Raw genomic sequence first — 18377 nt, 5'->3', positions numbered from 1 at the left:
GAAAATCAGTCTGATATCAGCTGGCTTTCTGCTCCTGCGCCTGACGGTAAGCCACCAGATCTTCGATGGTCAGCACGTGCATGTCATGCTGTTTGGCGAACAGGATCACTTCTGGCGCATGCGCCATGCTGCCGTCATCGTTGGTCAGTTCACACAGCACGCCGGCAGGTTTGAAACCGGCCATTGATACCAGATCGATCGTCGCTTCGGTATGGCCACGACGGCTCAGCACGCCACCCGGCTGCGCACGCAGTGGGAACACGTGGCCAGGGCGGTTCAAATCGCTCGGCTTGGCGTTATCGGCAATTGCCGCACGAATGGTGGTCAGACGATCGGATGCGGAAACACCGGTCGTCACCCCCTGCGCCGCTTCGATAGTCACGGTGAAGGCGGTCTGGAACTGGCTGGAGTTGTGAGTCACCATCATCGGCAGCTCAAGCTGCTGACGGCGTTCTTCGGTGAGACACAGGCACACAATACCGCTACCGTGGCGAATGGTCAGCGCCATCTGCTCAACGGTCATGGTTTCTGCGGCGAAGATCATATCACCTTCGTTTTCACGATTTTCATCATCGAGCACCATCACACCGCGCCCACTGCGCAATGCTTCAAGAGCGCGTTCTACGCGTTCTACCGGCGTGCCGAAATCTGAAAGTAGGGTCTGATTCATGGTAAAAAACCTCATTAGAAAATTATGGATTACCAGAACCAGGGCGATCTTGAGGAGTAGCTAGCAATAGCTAAAAAAATAACGCAAGCGGGCGCAAACCCGGCAGATACCGTTACTCTCTCCCATCCGGACTATAACCGTCGGCCCCGGAATTACACCGGATCTGCTGACCTCTAACCAAACTGCAAGAAACTGGCTGAGCGCTCGCGGGCTTTCACCGTAAAAGGTGATTTACCGCCGGTGGGGACTTGCACCCCGCCCTGAGAATAAGCTTCTCGACTATAACGCTAATGATTAATCAGGGCAATTGGCAAAAGCACAATTCGGCCAGTGCCATGGAATGCGGTTAATAGTTTATCCGGCGAGCAACTCGCATTACACTAGGCGACAGCTAATAAACTCTGAAAGGGAAACGCCATGATTGACCCGAAAAAAATTGAACAGATCGCACGTCAGGTGCATGAGTCCATGCCTAAAGGTGTGCGTGAATTCGGGGAAGACGTTGAGAAGAAAATCCGTCAGGTGTTGCAGTCACAGCTCACCCGCCTGGATTTGGTCAACCGCGAAGAGTTCGACGTGCAGACCCAGGTGCTGCTGCGCACCCGCGAAAAACTGGCATTGCTGGAACAGCGTATGAGTGAGCTGGAAAGCAAGCTGAACGCCACGCCTGCTGCGCAACAGCCAGACGCCGAATAAGTTACCGTTAAGGGCGCGGCACCGCGCCCTTATTGCGGTTTGAACGCCGCCTGCGCCTTAAGCCGCAACACCAGCCAAATCAGCGCGAACATTGCCAGCGCATACAGACTTTTCCAGCCAATAATTACCATCAGCAACACACACAGCACCAGTCCTGTCGCCGCCATTAACCGCGAACGTCCGTGCAAAATTCGGCAACCCGCCAGCATGCACAGCAGGTAGATCAACACGAAGATGCCATTGGCATACACCAGCAGCGTATCCAGCGGTAGCTTCAGCGTATAAATCAGCAAAGTGAACAGCAAGCAACTCCCCACTACTGCGCTTAATGCATTGACTGGGGCCTGTCCGGCAGACAGCTTGGCCAACGCGCTGGACGGACGATCCTGCGCCTGCGACCACACCAGCCGAGCGAAGCTTTGGGTATAGATATTCACGCTGGCGAAGCAGGCCAGATAGCCAATAATGCAGGCTACCCACAGCGCATGCTGACCAAACAGTTGCACCACGATACCCGGCAACGAAGCTGCCGCCGCCTGATGCTCACCGTAGGCATGGAAATGCAGCACCGCTACGGTACAACCCCAGTACACTGCCCCGGCGACCAACATGCCAAACAACAGCGCACGCGGGAAATCGCGTTCAGGGTTACGGAACTCGGTCGCCAAATGGGCAAACGCCTCCAACCCCACAAAGCACCAGAACATCACTGCCAACGCGTGGAACAGATTGGGCGGGGAGATTTCGTCGATGGCCGGCCAGGAAATTTGGGTCAGTGAGATGTCGCCTCGCCACCAGATAGCGGCCACCAGTGCCACCACCAGAATAGCGATTAGCGTTTGAATATTGGCGCTGGAACCTGCGCTGCGCGTGCCTAAAAACCAAATCACCACCAGCGTGGCGATCTGCACCAACAGCAGGCCATTGGCGCTCCAGCCGAAAGTGGCCTGCCAAAAACCGGCGGCAATCTGCAACGCAGCCGGCAGCCCAACCGGGATCACCGACAAAAACAGCCAGCCGGTCACTTTCGCCATGCGCGGGCCAAAGGCCAGCCCGACGAAGTGTGCTGCGCCAGCGGCGCTGGGGAAGTAACGGCCTAAAGCGGCAAAGGCGATGGCGATCGGGAAGACCAGGATAATCAGCACCGGCCAGGCCCACAGGCTATCGCCCTGCGCCACCTGTGCTGCCAGGGCCGGAACGGCAAACACCCCGGTACCCAGCAGTGAAGTGGACAATAGCCCAACGCCCTGCGCCAAACTTAGCTCTTGCTTTAGTCCACTCACCGCCCACCGCCGTTTTATCCCTCATACTCCAAGCTGTATCCGCGTTGGCCGCTCTTACTCACCCGAATCACTTACTCATGTAAGTTCATCGGTCTCCCTCGATTGCCGCCTTGATATAACTCGAATTATTTAGGCTAAAAATAAAATGTTAACCACGCCCGTCTTTGATTGCCTTGATGATGTTGGTGGTCGACAAACCGTCTTCAAAGTTCAACACTTTGACATCACCGCCGTTGGCCCACACCTCGGTGCTGCCGGCGATGTCTTCAGGCTTGTAATCGCCGCCTTTCACCAGCAGATCCGGCAGGATGTCGGCGATCAGGCGCTGTGGCGTGTCTTCTTCAAACGGCACTACCCAGTCCACTGCTTCCAGCGCACCCAGCACGATCATGCGGTTTTCCAGCGCGTTGACCGGACGGGTTTCGCCTTTCAGACGTTTAGTGGAAGCATCGCTGTTCACCGCCACAATCAGGCGATCGCCCAGCTTGCGGGCATTGGCCAGATAAGAGACGTGACCGGCATGCAGAATGTCGAAGATGCCGTTGGTCATCACCACTTTTTCACCGCGCTGACGGGCTTGCGCCACAGCAGTTTTCAACTGGGCTTCGGTCATCACGCCAAAGCCTGTTTCGGCCCGGCCGCGTACCGCGTTTTCCAGCTCGATCGGTGAAACGGTCGAGGTGCCCAGCTTGCCTACCACCACACCGGCGGCGGCATTGGCCAGGAAACAGGACTCTTCCAGCGTGTTACCGGCAGCCAGTGCCGCGGCCAACACGCCGATAACCGTATCGCCGGCACCGGTAACGTCGAACACTTCCTGCGCCAGAGTTGGCAGATGCAGTGGCGCAATCCCCGGCTGCAGCAGCGTCATGCCGTGTTCGGAACGGGTAACCAACAGGGCAGAAAGCTCAAAGTCCGCGACCAACTTCATGCCGCGTTCAACCAGTTCGGCTTCGTCTTTACAGTGACCTACCACCGCTTCGAATTCGGACAAGTTTGGCGTCAGCAGCGTTGCGCCACGATAACGCTCGAAATCCGATCCTTTAGGGTCGATCAGCACCGGCACCTTGGCAGCCCGTGCCAATTGGATCATGCTCTGTACCTGGCTCAGCGCGCCTTTGGCGTAGTCGGACAGCACCAGTGCGCCAATCTGTGGCAGCGCCTGTTGAATGCGCTCCAGTAACGGCTGTGGATCGACGTTAGAGAAGCCTTCTTCGAAATCGAGACGGATCAACTGCTGATTACGCGACAGCACGCGCAGCTTGGTGATGGTCGGATGCGTCGGCACCGAGACAAAATCACAGCGCACGTTCACTTCGTTCAGCTTGGCACTCAGCGCCCGCGCGGCATCATCAATACCGGTCAGGCCCACCAGGCGTGAATTAGCGCCCAGCGAAGCAATGTTCATCGCCACGTTAGCCGCACCGCCAGGACGCTCTTCAATGGTTTCAACCTTGACCACCGGCACCGGCGCTTCCGGTGAAATGCGGCTGGTCGGCCCATACCAATAGCGATCCAACATGACGTCACCCACCACCAATACCCCGGCGCGGCGAAAATCAGGCAGTGTAACTTTCATCCGATAACTCCAAAAAAGTACAAAATTTTAGTGGCGCAGATATTACCACAGACGTCTGTAATAGCTGCAAAACGTATTGCGCAACCGGCCGGCTCAGCCCAGCCACTTCACCCAACTGGCGCGGACTTGTTCACGTTCGGCGGCGAATTGTCCATTGCCGACCTTGCCGGAATGCTCCTGCAACGCCAGATGATGGATCTCATCGCGCATGGTGACGTAAGCTTGGGTCAGCGCGCGTGCTTCTTCTTCCGGCATGATGTCATAATTGGCCATCAGCTCGAAAATACGCACGTTATCAGACCAGCGTGTCAGGCGTGGTTCGGCGGCCGCATAGCCTAAGACCAGATACTGGGCAATAAATTCGATATCGGTGATCCCGCCCTCGTCGGCTTTGATATCAAACAGATCGCGCTGCTTGCTGCCAAGGTGATTGCGCATTTTCTCGCGCATCTCGCGTACCTCGCGCTTCAGCGTTTCAGGATCACGCTGTTTGCACAGGATCTCACGACGGATAACGTCAAACTGCTGATGCAACAACGGATCGCCATGTACAACGCGCGCCCGCACCAACGCCTGATGTTCCCAGGTCCAGGCCTCGTTCTGCTGATAATCGGCAAAGGCTTCGACGGTACTGACCAGCATACCGGCTGCACCCGACGGCCGCAGTCGAGCATCCACTTCATACAGAATACCGGACGAGGTGCGGGTGCTGAACAGGTGCATCACGCGCTGCGCCAGACGCAGATAAAACTGACGGCCGTCGATGCTGCGATCGCCGTCGGTCATCACCTCCGGCGGACAGTCGAGGATAAACACCAGGTCAAGATCGGAACTGTAGCCCAGTTCCCAACCGCCCAGTTTGCCGTAGCCAATCACCGCAAAGCCGCGCCCTTCACGCTCCTGCAAATGAGTCGGCTGGCCATAGCGTGCGACCATATCGTTCCACGCCTGCTGCACCACAGTATCGATAATCGCTTCCGCCAGATAGGTGAGGTGATCGCTCACTTTCATCACCGGCAACGCACCAGAGATATCCCCGGCGGCAATACGCAATTGCTGCGCCTGTTTGAACTGGCGCAGCGCCTCCAGCCTCTGCTCTTCGTCGTCTTCCGGCACTCGCAACAGGTACTGACGCAGCTCGCTGCGGTAGGCATCCGGGGCCACCGGCTGATACAGCGTCGCCGGCTCCAGCAGTTCATCCAGCAGCAAGGGATAACGCGACAGTTGATTGGCCACCATCGGTGAAGCGGCACACAGGCGAATCAAATGGCTGAGCGCCGCATGGTATTCCACCAGCAGCTCGAGGTAGGTAGTACGAGTCACGATGCTCAATAGTAACTGAGTCAGCCGCAGCAACGCGGTCGGTGCATCCTGACGCGGACACACTTCCGCCAGCAGGCGAGGCATCAGTTGATCGAGCACATCACGACCGCGTGGGCCGATGGTGCGTTTGTCGACGTCATGACGAAACTCGGCAATGGTGCGCAGCATCTGCCTGCGCGCCTCTTCGTCCAGATGTGGCGTCAATGGGGCCAGTTCGTTCTCTTCCAGCGCGTCCTGCCACAGACTGTGATAGTGCTGATAATCCGGATCTTCGCCAACGTCAGGGCTATCGTCGCCAATCAGGTCGTTAAATACCGCCCTGACTGCCTGCATATGGATCTCCAACGCCGCCAGCAGTGCCGACCAGTCGTCGAACCCCATGCCCCAGGCCAGGCGCGCCTGATCCAGTTCATCTTGCGGCAGCGTTTGTGTTTGTTGATCGGCAATCGCCTGCAGCAGGTTTTCCAGCCGACGCAAGAACAGGTAACTGGCGCTCATCGCCTGTACCTGCTGCGGCTCCAGCAACCCCAGTTCCCCCACCGCCTGTAACGTAGGCAGCAAGGAACGGCCCTGCAACGCCGGCTCACGGCCGCCGCGGATCAATTGGAACACCTGAGTGATAAATTCAATTTCGCGGATGCCGCCGGCACCCAGCTTGATATTGTCTTTTAGCCCGCGCCGCCGAACCTCACGGGCGATCATGCCTTTCATATTGCGCAGCGACTGGATCACACTGAAATCGATATAGCGACGGAAAACAAACGGCCGCAGGGTTTTGCGCAGTTCTTCGCTGTAAACGTCTTCCGCCCCCCCCATCAGCCGCGCCTTGACCATCGCGTAACGTTCCCAGTCACGGCCCTGTTCCTGGTAATAATCCTCCAACGCGGCGAAACTCATCACCAGAGGGCCGCTATCGCCGAACGGCCGTAAGCGCATGTCTACGCGATAGACGAAGCCGTCGATGGTTTGCTGATCCAGCGCTTTGATCAACCGCTGCCCCAGACGGGTGAAGAACTGGGCGTTATCCAGCTCACGCCGCCCGCCCTGGGTCTGGCCATTTTCCGGGTAGGCAAAGATCAGATCGATATCGGATGAGAAATTCAGCTCACCGCCGCCCAATTTGCCCATCCCGAGGATCAGCAACGGTTGGGGTACGCCCTGAGCATTACAGGGAGTGCCCCACTCACGGCAGCAGGTTTGGTACAGCCAGTCGCGGGCGCTGACGATCAGCGTTTCTGCCAACCCACTCAGTTGCAACAGCGTTTCTTGCGTGCTGCATTGGCCCAACGCCTGCGCCCAGGCGACCCTCACCAGTGTCTCGCGGCGGAACAGGCGCAGTACGCGCATCAGTTGCGCTTCGTCACGCACCTCTTCCAAATCATCCTGCAGCCAGGCTGCATAATGTTGCCACTCGTCTGCCACCGGTGGTTGCTTGCGCAGCGTCGCCAGCCATTCCGGCTGGCTCTGCAACATGTCGCAGACAAAGTCGCTCGACGCCAAAACCCACTGTTCCTGATCGCTGAGCGCGCAGTCCACGCCCTGAGTTTCCTGAAAACGCTGCACAATGTTCTGTGCCTGAGCCTGTAACGCTGCTGAAAGTGGCAACATAGTGAATGATCCAATCGAAGGCCTGCGCCTCGCAGGCCAGCTTAATTAGCGGAGGGCGCCGTTTAACCAGAATGGCGCCTGCAATAAGGCCTGCTTGCGGCTGCCTTCGTACCAGCCCTGACGCCGTTCGGCCACCGCCAGTTGCAACTCGCGCCAAGCGTCGATGTACGGACCGGTTTCGTCGTCAGGGTAAGCGCCCGACAGCAGGATAAATGCCGATACCTGACGCGTCAGACGCGGCAGTTGTTCCTCATATTCATCATCGTTCAACGTACGGGTGAAGGCTTCTTTCAATTCCGCGGCGCTGCGCCCCAGCATAATGTCACTGAAACGTTTGAAGGACCCGTCAAGCTTGGTCTGCGCCTTGGCATCGATAAAGGGTTTCCAGGCACCGGTCACCAACCACGATGTGAGCGCCAACTTACATTGCAGATATTCCGCGCTGTAGCACAGCACCTGCGGTTGGGTGGTTTTATCAACCAAAAGCGGTTCCAGTGCGGTCAGACGAGCGCGCAGATCGGCACTGGCCTTGCGTGGCACCAGACCACCGAAAATCACCAGTGCCTGGCGGATCAGCGCAATCGCCTCCATCACGGAACGACGGGCCTGAGTATCGCCACGCAACCACAGCTCTTCGTGATACTGCCAATGGCTCAAACCCAGTTCGAAACTGGCGATCATCCCCTGCTCAACGCTGGATTTGGCGGCCGGCTTCAATACTGCCAGCGGATGACGCTCACGCGGGACGTTGCCCTGCGCCAAATGATAGCCCCGCGCCGCCTTGCTCAGGTTGCCCTGACGCAGGCCGCCGTGCTCCGCCAGTGCGTTAGCCAGCGCCAGCAAATCGGTGGTGTTGCCTTCTTTCAGTTCCAGTTCGATCTCGCACAGCGCTTCACTCAGCTCACCGGCTCGCACTTCACCCTGGTCAAGACCAACCTCAATCTCGCTCTTACCGTAAGTGACCACCCACTTCTCACGCACAAAGTCAGTACGGAACAGCGGCTGCAACACCTGTTGCAGCGCCTGAACATCGCAGTCTTGCGGCCAGATATCCGCCTGGAACCGATCCAGTGCCAGCTCCGGCGTGGCAATCGCTACATTATATTCCGGACGCTGATGCAAGCCCGCGACCACCTTACCGGCGGTTTTGATGGTCATTTCATAACTGTCGTCGTACCCGCGGATACGCAGCCCCATATCCTGACCACGCAGGAAATTGTCGGCGGTTTCGAAATAAATATTGGTCAGTTTTTGCGGTGCGGAATGCTGATTCGGCCAAGCGGCCAGTTGCTGCGGCAAGGCGGCAACCGCATCCGGAGTGGCAATAAATTTCAGTTCTATTTCAACGGTCATAAGTCTTTTACACCAATAAGTTACGCATTCGCGTCAGCCTTCACGGCGGCGGGCCTGGCCTGCCACGTTCTGCCCGGTGACGCACAGTTGCCGTTATCTTACCGCGATTCCCGGCGCCTTAACCCTGCTAACTGCAGAAAAAACCTGTTACGTTATAAAACACTGCGCAACTCACAGAATCTGCCACAGTAAGATAGTTCTCATTCCGGTTTTTGCGTTGCGTCGTCAGACTGAACGCTCTACTATCGTTCCCATAAATTCACACAGAAACGATGAACTAATGCAGAAATTACGCCTAATTTGCCTTGCCGTGCTGAGCTTCAGCATCACTTGGGGCGCACATGCCGAAGATAAGCGCTATATCTCCGATGAATTGAATACTTACGTCCACAGCGGCCCGGGTAATCAGTACCGTATTGTCGGTACCTTGAACGCCGGTGAAGAAGTGACCCTGTTGAGCGTAAATGACAGCACCAATTATGGCCAGATCCGCGATGCCAAGGGCCGCAACACCTGGATCCCGCTCGATCAGCTTAGCCAGACCCCAAGCCTGCGCACTCAGGTGCCCGCGCTGGAGCAGCAGGTAAAAACCCTGACCGATAAACTGGCCAATATCGACAACAGTTGGAACCAGCGTACCGCTGAAATGCAGCAGAAAGTGGCCGGCAGCGACAGCACTATCAGCGGCCTGCAGCAGGAAAACCAGGATCTGAAAAATCAGCTGGTAGTGGCGCAGAAAAAGGTTAACGCCGTTAACCTGCAGCTTGACGACAAACAGCGCACCATTATCCTGCAGTGGTTTATGTACGGCGGCGGCGTGGCTGGCGTAGGCCTGCTGTTGGGTCTGCTGTTACCACACCTGATCCCGCGTCGCAAAAGCAACAACCGCTGGATGAACTGATTAAAGTATCGTTCGGTTTGATCTTGGGCGCCTGCGGGGCGCCCTTTTTATTGGTTTCGGCAGCGCCCCGCTAATTGAGGTAATCTGGTCAACAGAGCCTTAGGATAAATTCAGGAGTTAACAGTGAAGACTTACCTGGTCGGCGGTGCCGTCCGCGACAGCTTGCTTGAGATACCGGTGGTCGACCGCGACTGGGTGGTGGTGGGCGCCGCGCCGGCAGAGCTGATGGCGCTGGGGTATCAACAGGTCGGTAAAGACTTCCCGGTGTTTCTCAACCCCAAGACACAGGAAGAATATGCGCTGGCGCGGACCGAACGAAAATCCGGCCAGGGATATACCGGTTTTACCTGCTATGCCGCGCCGGACGTAACGCTGGAAGAAGACTTGCAACGCCGCGATTTAACCATCAACGCCATCGCCCGCAGCGCCGACGGTGAGCTGATCGACCCTTTCAACGGCGTGGCCGACCTGCAAGCGCGGGTGCTGCGCCACGTGTCCGATGCCTTTGGTGAAGACCCGCTGCGCGTGCTGCGCGTGGCGCGTTTCGCCGCCCGCTTCGCCCATTTGGATTTTAGCATCGCCCCGGAAACCGCCGAGTTGATGCGTCAGATGGCACGCAGTGGTGAACTGGCAGCGCTGACGGCCGAACGGGTCTGGAAAGAAACCGAGAAGGCACTGCAAAGCCAGAGCCCACAGGTGTATTTTCAGGTACTGCGTGACTGCGAAGCGCTGAGCGTACTGTTCCCGGAGATCGACGCCCTGTTCGGCGTACCGGCCCCCGCCAAATGGCATCCGGAAATTGATACCGGTGTTCATACCCTGATGACGCTGGCAATCGCTGCCCAGCTAAGCCCTGACGTGGATGTACGCTTCTCCGCACTCTGCCATGACCTCGGCAAGGGGCAGACGCCAAAAGAGCTTTGGCCACATCACCACGGCCATGGACCTGCGGGCGTGCTGCTGGTCGAAGAACTGTGCCAGCGGCTGCGAGTACCCAACCCAGTGCGCGATCTGGCCAAGTTGGTCGCCGAATATCACGACCTGATCCATACAGTAAACAAGCTGCGCCCGGAGACCCTGCTGAAGCTGTTTGACGCGGTTGATGTTTGGCGCAAACCGCAGCGGCTGGAACAGATGATCCTCACCAGCGAAGCTGACGCCCGCGGGCGTACCGGCTTTGAAAATAACCCTTATCCGCAGGGCGATTATCTGCGCCAGGCATTTCAGGTGGCGAACGCGGTGTCGGTCAAAGAGGTGGTAGCCAGCGGCCTGCAAGGGCTGGCGATCCGCGACGAACTCAAGCGCCGCCGTCAACAGGCGCTGGCCGACTGGAAACAAACCCAGGATACCCCTCTCGATCAGGCATAAAAAAACCCCGCAGCGCGGGGTTTCTTATTGCTGCTCAGCTTACATGAATACCATGTAAACCACGCCGGCCACGATAAAGCGGTAGATGGCGAACGGCACAAACGAGATGCGTTTGATCAGCGTCAGGAAGGTCTTGATCGCGATCAGCGCTACCACGAAGGCCGTGGCAAAACCGACCGCAAACATCGGTAAATCGCCCATCGTCAGGAAGTGCAGACTCTTGTACAAATCCAGCCCGCTGGCACCAATCATCATCGGCACCGCCAGAATGAATGAGAACTCCGCAGCCGCGTAACGATTCACGCCCACCAGCATGCCACCGGCAATGGTGGAACCTGAGCGGGAGAAGCCCGGCCACAGTGCCAGACATTGGAAGCAACCAATCATAAACGCCTGGCGATAGGTGATATCATCAAGCCCTTCAGCACTCGGTTTTTTCGGCTTCAACCATTCCGCTGCCAGCAACAGGAAACCACCCACCACCAGCGCATACATCACGTTTTTCGGTGCAAACAGCGACTTGATAACGTCGTGGAACAGCAGCCCCAGCACCACCGCCGGGATCATCGCCAGCAGAATATGGCCCAGTTTCAAATGGCCCGTCGTTTTGCCTTCATGCTCAACCGGCTTACCACCGAAATGAATGCCAATCAGCCCGAACAAACGGCGCCAGAACATCACCACCACCGCCAGAATCGACCCCAACTGGATGATCACCTCAAAGGTTTTAGCCTTATCGCCGGTAAAACCCAGCCACTCGCCGACAATGATCATGTGCCCGGTAGAAGACACCGGTAAAAATTCAGTTAACCCTTCGACCACCCCAAGAACAAACGCAATAAACAGTGAATGCATGTCCGCCATGTGCTTCGATCACCCTATAAATTTACGGCTATAAACATAAAAAAGCGGCAGTGTTCAATACATTGCCGCTAAAACAATTCTCAGGTTCAGACCAGGTTAACGGTCTTAAGTTGCACAGGAATGACAGAACGTCACACCGGCCGGGTGCCACGTTCAATGATCACCCCAACCCGGCTGGCATGTGCAACCGCGCCCGGTTTGCTGACCTTAATACGGACCCACGGGGAATTGAAGCGCTGGAGTAATATTTCAGATATTTCCTCTGCAACCCGCTCCACCAACGCAAAGCGATTGGGTTCCACGTGCTGGATAATGGCTTCACTGATATCGGCGTAGCTCAGGCAGTCATTCACATCGTCACTGGCGGCGGCCTGGCGGTTGTCCCAACCCATTTCGATATCGAACACCAGCTTCTGGCGAATGTTTTGTTCCCAGTCATAAACGCCAATGGTAGTAATTACGGTAAGCTCTTCTATAAATACGATATCCATCACGTCATTCTCTGTTTTTGGCCTTGCCGGATACCACTTCCAGCGGAATATGAGTATTATCCATATATGTTGCGAGTAAAACGACCCTTATTAAACGGAACCGCGTTATGAGTGCTACCGCGCTTGGCATGATTATCTTCGCGTATCTGTGTGGCTCAGTTTCCAGTGCGATCCTGGTTTGCCGGATCGCCAGGCTGCCCGATCCGCGTGAAAATGGCTCTGGGAATCCAGGAGCGACCAACGTCCTGCGCATCGGCGGTCGCGTCGCTGCGGCGGCGGTGTTGGTATTCGATATTCTCAAAGGGATGCTGCCGGTCTGGTTGGCATACAAACTTGATGTCCCGCCGCTGTATCTCGGCCTGACGGCGATTGCCGCTTGCCTGGGACATATCTACCCAGTGTTCTTCCATTTCCGCGGCGGTAAAGGCGTGGCGACGGCGTTTGGTGCCATAGCGCCGATCGGCTGGGATCTTACCGGCCTGATGACCGGTACCTGGCTGCTGACCGTATTGCTCAGTGGCTATTCCTCGCTGGGTGCGATTATCAGCGCGCTGATTGCTCCGTTCTACGTCTGGTGGTTCAAACCACAATTCACCTTCCCGGTAGCAATGCTGTCGTGTTTGATCCTGATGCGACACCATGACAATATTCAGCGCCTGTGGCGTGGCCAGGAAGGGAAAATCTGGAGTGTCTTCCGCAAGAAGAAAACCGACGCGGCAGGGGCAAAGCAGGAAGAAGAGAAGAAAGAAGAGTAATTAAAAAGGCCGGAGAGCTCCGGCCTTTCGACTATTTATACTGCAGGCAATTCAGCCAGCGGCCAACGCGGACGCACCGAAACGCTCAGTTCCGGATTTGCACCGCTCTGTAACCGCACCAGACCCGCATAAGCGATCATCGCGCCGTTATCCGTGCAGAATTCCGGACGGGCATAAAACACCTCACCGCCGCGTTTGCGCATCATTTCCGCCATTTTGGTCCGTAGCGTACGGTTGGCACTGACGCCGCCGGCCATAACCAGTCGTTTGAAACCGGTTTGCTCCAGCGCGCGTTTGCATTTGATCGCCAGCGTATCGACCACCGCATCCTCAAACGCCCGGGCAATGTCCGCACGCGTTTGATCGTCATTACCGTTGGAGCGAATGGTATTGGCGGCAAAGGTTTTCAGCCCGGAGAAGCTGAAATCCAGCCCCGGACGATCGGTCATCGGCCGCGGGAAGGTGAAACGGCCCGCGCTACCCTGCTGCGCCATTTTCGACAACATTGGCCCGCCGGGATAGTCCAGCCCCAGCAGCTTGGCAGTTTTATCGAAGGCTTCACCCGCCGCATCGTCGACCGACTCACCCAGCAGTTGGTATTGGCCAATGCCGGTCACGCTGATCAACTGGGTATGGCCGCCGGAAACCAGCAGCGCGACAAACGGGAACGCCGGTGGATTATCTTCCAGCATCGGTGCCAGCAGGTGGCCTTCCATGTGGTGCACCGGTACTGCCGGCACGCCCCAGGCAAACGCCAGCGCACGACCAATGGTCGCGCCGACCAACAACGCCCCCACCAGGCCGGGCCCGGCGGTATAGGCAACGCCGTCGATATCGGCCGCGGTCAGGTTCGCTTCCATCAATGCCGCCTGAATCAAGGGCACGGTTTTACGCACATGATCGCGGGAAGCCAGTTCCGGCACCACGCCGCCGTAGTCGGCGTGCAGCTTCACCTGGCTATACAATTGATTCGCTAATAAACCGGCCTGATCGTCATACACTGCAATTCCGGTTTCATCGCAGGAGGTTTCTATACCCAGTACTCGCATTACATTTCCCATCATTCACGTGCGGCCGTCAGTTTAGCACAATCAGGCCTGTTTACCGCCAGCGCGGCGCATCTTGTCAGCCACATTGGGCTATGTTGATGATTCCAGCCATAAATGCCTATTTGATTAAAAACGAGCATTTTTTTCTGATTAGTCTATAATCAGCGCCCGATGCAAAATTGCGCATGTTTTACCAGGGTGGCCGCAGGTTTCAATTTGCTGTGGTGCTTTACAAAGCAGCATCCGTTGAAGTAAAATTCCGCACCATTTTGAAATTGCTGGCGCTTGGCCAGCAGCAAACCGAATTTTATTGAGGTGAGAGGCACATGCCTGTAATTAAAGTACGTGAAAACGAGCCATTTGACGTTGCTCTGCGTCGTTTCAAACGCTCTTGCGAAAAAGCAGGCGTTTTAGCTGAAGTTCGTCGTCGCGAGTTCTATGAAAAACCGACTACCGAACGTAAACGCGCTAAAGCTTCTGCTGTGAAACGTCACGCGAAGAAACTGGCTCGCGAAAACGCACGCCGCACTCGTCTGTATTAATTCTTCGGGGGTAACCCCGCCGCGTGAATTTCTGATTTTAAAAATCGCGCAGACCGAGTAGTTGCATACGAAGGCCGTGCTTTCCGAAAGGAATGCGCGGCTTGTTCTCGTTTATAGGCTAGTGAAGTAAGGGCTTATGGCTGGACGAATTCCGCGTGTATTTATCAATGACTTGCTGGCTCGCACCGACATCGTCGATCTGATCGATGCCCGGGTAAAGCTCAAGAAGCAGGGCAAGAACTACCACGCGTGCTGTCCGTTCCACCACGAAAAAACGCCTTCATTTACCGTTAATGGCGAAAAGCAGTTTTATCACTGTTTTGGTTGTGGTGCGCACGGTAACGCCGTCGACTTTCTGATGAATTACGACCGACTTGAGTTTGTCGAAACCATCGAAGAGCTGGCAACCATGCACGGACTGGAAGTGCCTTACGAGGCAGGCTCCGGACCGACACAAATCGAACGTCATCAGCGCCAAAGCCTGTATCAACTGATGGAACAGCTCAGTGCGTTCTATCAACAGTCACTGCATCAATCTTCCGGTACGCCGGCGCGTGATTATCTGCAACAGCGCGGGTTGAGTGACGACGTTATCCGCCATTTTGCCATCGGCTTTGCACCTGCCGGTTGGGATAATGCATTAAAGCGTTTTGGTCGCGACGCCGACAGCCGCAGCGCATTGAACGATGCCGGCATGCTGGTGACTAACGATCAAGGACGCTCGTACGATCGTTTCCGTGAACGCGTGATGTTCCCTATTCGTGACAAACGCGGGCGAGTGATCGCCTTTGGCGGGCGCGTGTTGGGTGACGGCATGCCGAAATACCTGAACTCGCCGGAAACTGAAGTATTCCACAAAGGTCGTCAATTGTACGGCCTGTATGAAGCGCAGCAGAATCACCCTACCCCGCAGCGTTTGCTGGTAGTGGAAGGCTATATGGACGTGGTGGCGTTGGCGCAATACGGCATTGATTATGCCGTCGCCTCGCTCGGAACCTCAACGACGGCTGAACATATTCAGCTGCTGTTCCGCGCCACCGACAACGTGGTCTGTTGTTATGACGGTGACCGAGCCGGCCGTGAAGCGGCCTGGCGCGCACTGGAAACCGCGCTGCCCTATCTGAATGACGGGCGTCAGCTGCGGTTTATGTTTTTGCCTGATGGCGAAGACCCGGACACATTGGTACGCAAAGAAGGCAAAGAGGCCTTCGAACAGCGAATGGAGCTGGCGCAGCCGCTTTCCACTTTCCTGTTCGAAACCCTGATGCCACAGGTCGATCTGAGCAGCCCGGACGGTCGCGCCAAGCTGAGCACGCTGGCACTGCCGCTGATTACTCAGGTGCCGGGCGAAACGTTGCGCTTGTACCTGCGACAACAGCTCGGCAGCAAGCTTGGTCTGCTGGATGATAGCCAGCTCGACAAGCTGATGCCCAAACAGGCTGAAAATGCGAATACCTACCAGGCGCCCCAGCTAAAACGCACAACCATGCGTATACTAATAGGGTTACTGGTACAAAATCCGCAACTGGCTACACTTATCCCTTCACTCGAGGGATTGGAGCAGACCAAACAGGCCGGTTTACCGCTGTTTGTCGAGCTGGTGCAGACCTGTTTAGCGCAACCGGGCCTGACTACCGGCCTGTTGTTGGAGCAGTATCGCGACAACAAATTGAGCCAGCAACTTGAAACCTTGGCGACATGGAACCATATGATCGTTGAGGAAAGGGTCGAACAGACCTTTTTGGATACCTTGGCCAGCCTTTATGACTCGGTACTGGAGCAACGGCTGGAGACATTGATCGCCCAGGCCAGAACGCACGGCCTCAGCCCGGAAGAACGTGAAGAAGTCCGTTCTCTTAACCAAGTGCTAGCGAAGAAAAACTGAATACCTAAACGGCTTAAGTGCCGATAAATGCGAGGGCAGAGCCCTGCAATATGCCGCCACAGTGGGCCGCGGCAACAACAAAAACGCCCCAAATGCTATTGTTGGCGGTTTCGCCGACCGACACCAACCCCAATACTCTGAAGTGTGGATACCGTCTTATGGAGCAAAACCCGCAGTCACAGCTAAAGCTACTTGTCACCCGTGGTAAGGAGCAAGGCTATCTGACCTATGCTGAGGTCAATGACCATCTGCCGGAAGATATCGTCGACTCCGACCAGATCGAAGACATCATCCAGATGATTAACGACATGGGCATCCAGGTGCTGGAAGAAGCACCGGACGCCGATGACCTGATGCTGGCCGAGAACACCACCGACACCGATGATGATGCGGCGGAAGCGGCTGCTCAAGTGTTGTCCAGCGTTGAGTCTGAAATTGGCCGTACCACCGACCCGGTGCGCATGTACATGCGCGAAATGGGGACCGTTGAACTGCTGACGCGCGAAGGCGAAATCGACATCGCCAAGCGTATTGAAGACGGCATCAACCAGGTTCAGTGCTCCGTTGCCGAGTACCCGGAAGCCATCACCTATTTGCTGGAGCAGTACGATCGCGTCGAAGCGGGCGAAGCTCGCCTGTCCGACCTGATCACCGGCTTCGTCGATCCTAATGCGGAAGAGGACATCGCTCCTACCGCGACGCACGTCGGTTCTGAGCTGTCGACCGAAGAGCAGAAAGACGACGAAGAAGAGGAAGACGACGAAGAAGAAGAAGACGACAACAGCATCGATCCAGAGCTGGCTCGTCAGAAATTCTCCGACCTGCGCGATCAGTATGAAGCGACGCGTGTTGTCATCAAAAAGAACGGCCGCAGCCACGCCAGCGCAGCAGAAGAAATTCTGAAGCTGTCTGAAGTGTTCAAGCAGTTCCGCCTGGTGCCAAAACAGTTCGACTTCCTGGTCAACAGCATGCGCATCATGATGGACCGCGTTCGGACTCAAGAACGTATCATCATGAAGCTGTGCGTTGAACAGTGCAAAATGCCGAAGAAAAACTTCGTTACCCTGTTCTCAAGCAACGAAACCAGCGATACCTGGTTCGCAGCCGCACTGGCAATGGCCAAGCCATGGTCAGAAAAGCTGAAAGACGTCGCGGATGACGTCCAGCGCAGCCTGCAGAAACTGCGTCAGATCGAAGAAGAAACCGGCCTGACCATCGAGCAGGTGAAGGACATCAACCGTCGTATGTCTATCGGTGAAGCGAAAGCCCGCCGTGCGAAGAAAGAAATGGTTGAAGCCAACTTGCGTCTGGTTATTTCTATCGCCAAGAAATACACCAACCGCGGTCTGCAGTTCCTGGATCTGATCCAGGAAGGCAACATCGGTCTGATGAAAGCGGTAGACAAGTTTGAATACCGTCGTGGTTATAAGTTCTCAACTTACGCCACCTGGTGGATCCGTCAGGCTATCACCCGCTCTATCGCCGACCAGGCGCGTACCATCCGTATTCCGGTGCATATGATTGAGACCATCAACAAACTCAACCGTATTTCGCGCCAGATGTTGCAAGAGATGGGCCGCGAGCCGACGCCGGAAGAGCTGGCTGAACGCATGCTGATGCCGGAAGACAAAATTCGCAAAGTGCTGAAGATCGCCAAAGAGCCGATCTCCATGGAAACGCCAATCGGTGATGATGAAGATTCACACCTGGGCGATTTCATCGAGGATACCACCCTCGAGCTGCCGCTGGATTCTGCTACCTCAGAAAGCCTGCGCTCTGCAACGCACGACGTCCTGGCTGGCCTGACCGCCCGTGAAGCGAAAGTGCTACGTATGCGTTTCGGTATCGATATGAACACTGACCACACGTTGGAAGAAGTGGGCAAACAGTTTGACGTTACCCGTGAGCGTATTCGTCAGATCGAAGCCAAAGCGCTGCGTAAACTGCGCCACCCAAGCCGTTCCGAAGTGCTGCGTAGCTTCCTGGACGACTAAGGTTTAGCTGCTTGCA

At 56.1% G+C, this 18377-nt stretch carries 15 protein-coding genes and 1 riboswitch; of the genes, 7 read left to right on the top strand and 8 right to left on the bottom strand.

Going from position 1 to position 18377, the window contains the following annotated elements:
• Window positions 1-16: 16 nt before the first annotated feature.
• Window positions 17-670, bottom strand: coding sequence for a 3,4-dihydroxy-2-butanone-4-phosphate synthase (ribB, locus tag F8R23_RS16990; RefSeq protein WP_099063256.1), 654 nt, complete (start codon window positions 668-670; stop codon window positions 17-19).
• A 110-nt stretch (window positions 671-780) separates the two neighbouring features.
• Window positions 781-942, bottom strand: a riboswitch (FMN riboswitch).
• Between the two features lie 145 nt (window positions 943-1087).
• Here ribB and ubiK point away from each other — a divergent pair.
• Complete coding sequence (ubiK, locus tag F8R23_RS16985) at window positions 1088-1366, top strand: ubiquinone biosynthesis accessory factor UbiK (protein WP_012146986.1); 279 nt, start codon at window positions 1088-1090, stop codon at window positions 1364-1366.
• Between the two features lie 29 nt (window positions 1367-1395).
• On the opposite strand, the gene yjeH is transcribed toward ubiK, so the two are convergent.
• The 4 genes from yjeH to F8R23_RS16965 all read right to left on the bottom strand — a co-directional run bounded on the left by yjeH (window position 1396) and on the right by F8R23_RS16965 (window position 8512).
• A complete protein-coding gene (gene yjeH / locus F8R23_RS16980) occupies window positions 1396-2649 on the bottom strand; it encodes an L-methionine/branched-chain amino acid transporter (RefSeq protein ID WP_129938866.1) in 1254 nt (417 codons plus the stop codon).
• 148 nt (window positions 2650-2797) lie between these two features.
• Window positions 2798-4228, bottom strand: coding sequence for a bifunctional D-glycero-beta-D-manno-heptose-7-phosphate kinase/D-glycero-beta-D-manno-heptose 1-phosphate adenylyltransferase HldE (hldE, locus tag F8R23_RS16975; RefSeq protein WP_012146988.1), 1431 nt, complete (start codon window positions 4226-4228; stop codon window positions 2798-2800).
• Window positions 4229-4321: 93 nt separating this feature from the next.
• On the bottom strand, window positions 4322-7159 hold the full coding sequence (glnE, locus tag F8R23_RS16970) for a bifunctional [glutamate--ammonia ligase]-adenylyl-L-tyrosine phosphorylase/[glutamate--ammonia-ligase] adenylyltransferase (RefSeq protein ID WP_151415836.1): 2838 nt from the start codon (window positions 7157-7159) through the stop codon (window positions 4322-4324).
• A 45-nt stretch (window positions 7160-7204) separates the two neighbouring features.
• Complete coding sequence (locus F8R23_RS16965) at window positions 7205-8512, bottom strand: CYTH domain-containing protein (RefSeq protein WP_112347071.1); 1308 nt, start codon at window positions 8510-8512, stop codon at window positions 7205-7207.
• Window positions 8513-8792: 280 nt separating this feature from the next.
• On the opposite strand from F8R23_RS16965, the gene F8R23_RS16960 reads away from it, so the two are divergent.
• Window positions 8793-9413 carry a TIGR04211 family SH3 domain-containing protein gene (locus F8R23_RS16960; protein WP_012146991.1) on the top strand — a complete coding sequence of 207 codons (621 nt, stop codon included), beginning with the start codon at window positions 8793-8795 and terminating at the stop codon, window positions 9411-9413.
• Window positions 9414-9536: 123 nt separating this feature from the next.
• Window positions 9537-10781 carry a multifunctional CCA addition/repair protein gene (locus F8R23_RS16955; protein ID WP_129938864.1) on the top strand — a complete coding sequence of 415 codons (1245 nt, stop codon included), beginning with the start codon at window positions 9537-9539 and terminating at the stop codon, window positions 10779-10781.
• A 39-nt stretch (window positions 10782-10820) separates the two neighbouring features.
• Here the strand turns inward: F8R23_RS16955 and bacA are convergent, their stop codons facing one another.
• Together bacA and folB are read right to left on the bottom strand one after the other, a co-directional pair.
• Complete coding sequence (gene bacA / locus F8R23_RS16950) at window positions 10821-11645, bottom strand: undecaprenyl-diphosphate phosphatase (RefSeq protein WP_012146993.1); 825 nt, start codon at window positions 11643-11645, stop codon at window positions 10821-10823.
• A 131-nt stretch (window positions 11646-11776) separates the two neighbouring features.
• Window positions 11777-12136, bottom strand: a complete 360-nt coding sequence (gene folB, locus F8R23_RS16945; protein ID WP_006320572.1) for a bifunctional dihydroneopterin aldolase/7,8-dihydroneopterin epimerase — start codon at window positions 12134-12136, stop codon at window positions 11777-11779.
• A 107-nt stretch (window positions 12137-12243) separates the two neighbouring features.
• Between folB and plsY the strand changes: the two genes are divergently transcribed.
• Window positions 12244-12891: a glycerol-3-phosphate 1-O-acyltransferase PlsY gene (plsY, locus tag F8R23_RS16940; protein ID WP_129938863.1), complete on the top strand. Its 648-nt coding sequence runs from the start codon at window positions 12244-12246 to the stop codon at window positions 12889-12891.
• A gap of 35 nt (window positions 12892-12926) precedes the next feature.
• On the opposite strand, the gene tsaD is transcribed toward plsY, so the two are convergent.
• The gene (gene tsaD, locus F8R23_RS16935) at window positions 12927-13940 is read right to left on the bottom strand and encodes a tRNA (adenosine(37)-N6)-threonylcarbamoyltransferase complex transferase subunit TsaD (RefSeq protein WP_151415835.1); all 1014 of its coding nucleotides are present in this window, start codon (window positions 13938-13940) and stop codon (window positions 12927-12929) included.
• A gap of 326 nt (window positions 13941-14266) precedes the next feature.
• Between tsaD and rpsU the strand changes: the two genes are divergently transcribed.
• The 3 genes from rpsU to rpoD all read left to right on the top strand — a co-directional run bounded on the left by rpsU (window position 14267) and on the right by rpoD (window position 18361).
• Complete coding sequence (rpsU, locus tag F8R23_RS16930) at window positions 14267-14482, top strand: 30S ribosomal protein S21 (protein WP_001144069.1); 216 nt, start codon at window positions 14267-14269, stop codon at window positions 14480-14482.
• A gap of 136 nt (window positions 14483-14618) precedes the next feature.
• Window positions 14619-16367, top strand: a complete 1749-nt coding sequence (dnaG, locus tag F8R23_RS16925; protein ID WP_085119308.1) for a DNA primase — start codon at window positions 14619-14621, stop codon at window positions 16365-16367.
• Window positions 16368-16525: 158 nt separating this feature from the next.
• A complete protein-coding gene (gene rpoD, locus F8R23_RS16920) occupies window positions 16526-18361 on the top strand; it encodes an RNA polymerase sigma factor RpoD (protein ID WP_112347077.1) in 1836 nt (611 codons plus the stop codon).
• Window positions 18362-18377 lie beyond the last annotated feature (16 nt).

The organism is Serratia proteamaculans, assembly GCF_008830365.1.
In the GTDB taxonomy this organism is placed as follows: domain Bacteria; phylum Pseudomonadota; class Gammaproteobacteria; order Enterobacterales; family Enterobacteriaceae; genus Serratia; species Serratia proteamaculans.
Note: the sequence above shows the minus strand (reverse complement) of the source record. Positions and strands in the feature narration are given on the sequence as shown.

What these genes read in the sequence shown, in the direction of transcription:
- dnaG (WP_085119308.1), top strand. Translation starts at nt 14,619, where the DNA reads ATGGCTGGACGAATTCCGCGTGTATTTATCAATGACTTGCTGGCTCGC.
- F8R23_RS16965 (WP_112347071.1), bottom strand. Translation starts at nt 8,512, where the DNA reads ATGACCGTTGAAATAGAACTGAAATTTATTGCCACTCCGGATGCGGTT.
- rpsU (WP_001144069.1), top strand. Translation starts at nt 14,267, where the DNA reads ATGCCTGTAATTAAAGTACGTGAAAACGAGCCATTTGACGTTGCTCTG.
- plsY (WP_129938863.1), top strand. Translation starts at nt 12,244, where the DNA reads ATGAGTGCTACCGCGCTTGGCATGATTATCTTCGCGTATCTGTGTGGC.
- hldE (WP_012146988.1), bottom strand. Translation starts at nt 4,228, where the DNA reads ATGAAAGTTACACTGCCTGATTTTCGCCGCGCCGGGGTATTGGTGGTG.
- rpoD (WP_112347077.1), top strand. Translation starts at nt 16,526, where the DNA reads ATGGAGCAAAACCCGCAGTCACAGCTAAAGCTACTTGTCACCCGTGGT.
- bacA (WP_012146993.1), bottom strand. Translation starts at nt 11,645, where the DNA reads ATGGCGGACATGCATTCACTGTTTATTGCGTTTGTTCTTGGGGTGGTC.
- ubiK (WP_012146986.1), top strand. Translation starts at nt 1,088, where the DNA reads ATGATTGACCCGAAAAAAATTGAACAGATCGCACGTCAGGTGCATGAG.
- glnE (WP_151415836.1), bottom strand. Translation starts at nt 7,159, where the DNA reads ATGTTGCCACTTTCAGCAGCGTTACAGGCTCAGGCACAGAACATTGTG.
- tsaD (WP_151415835.1), bottom strand. Translation starts at nt 13,940, where the DNA reads ATGCGAGTACTGGGTATAGAAACCTCCTGCGATGAAACCGGAATTGCA.
- F8R23_RS16960 (WP_012146991.1), top strand. Translation starts at nt 8,793, where the DNA reads ATGCAGAAATTACGCCTAATTTGCCTTGCCGTGCTGAGCTTCAGCATC.
- folB (WP_006320572.1), bottom strand. Translation starts at nt 12,136, where the DNA reads ATGGATATCGTATTTATAGAAGAGCTTACCGTAATTACTACCATTGGC.
- ribB (WP_099063256.1), bottom strand. Translation starts at nt 670, where the DNA reads ATGAATCAGACCCTACTTTCAGATTTCGGCACGCCGGTAGAACGCGTA.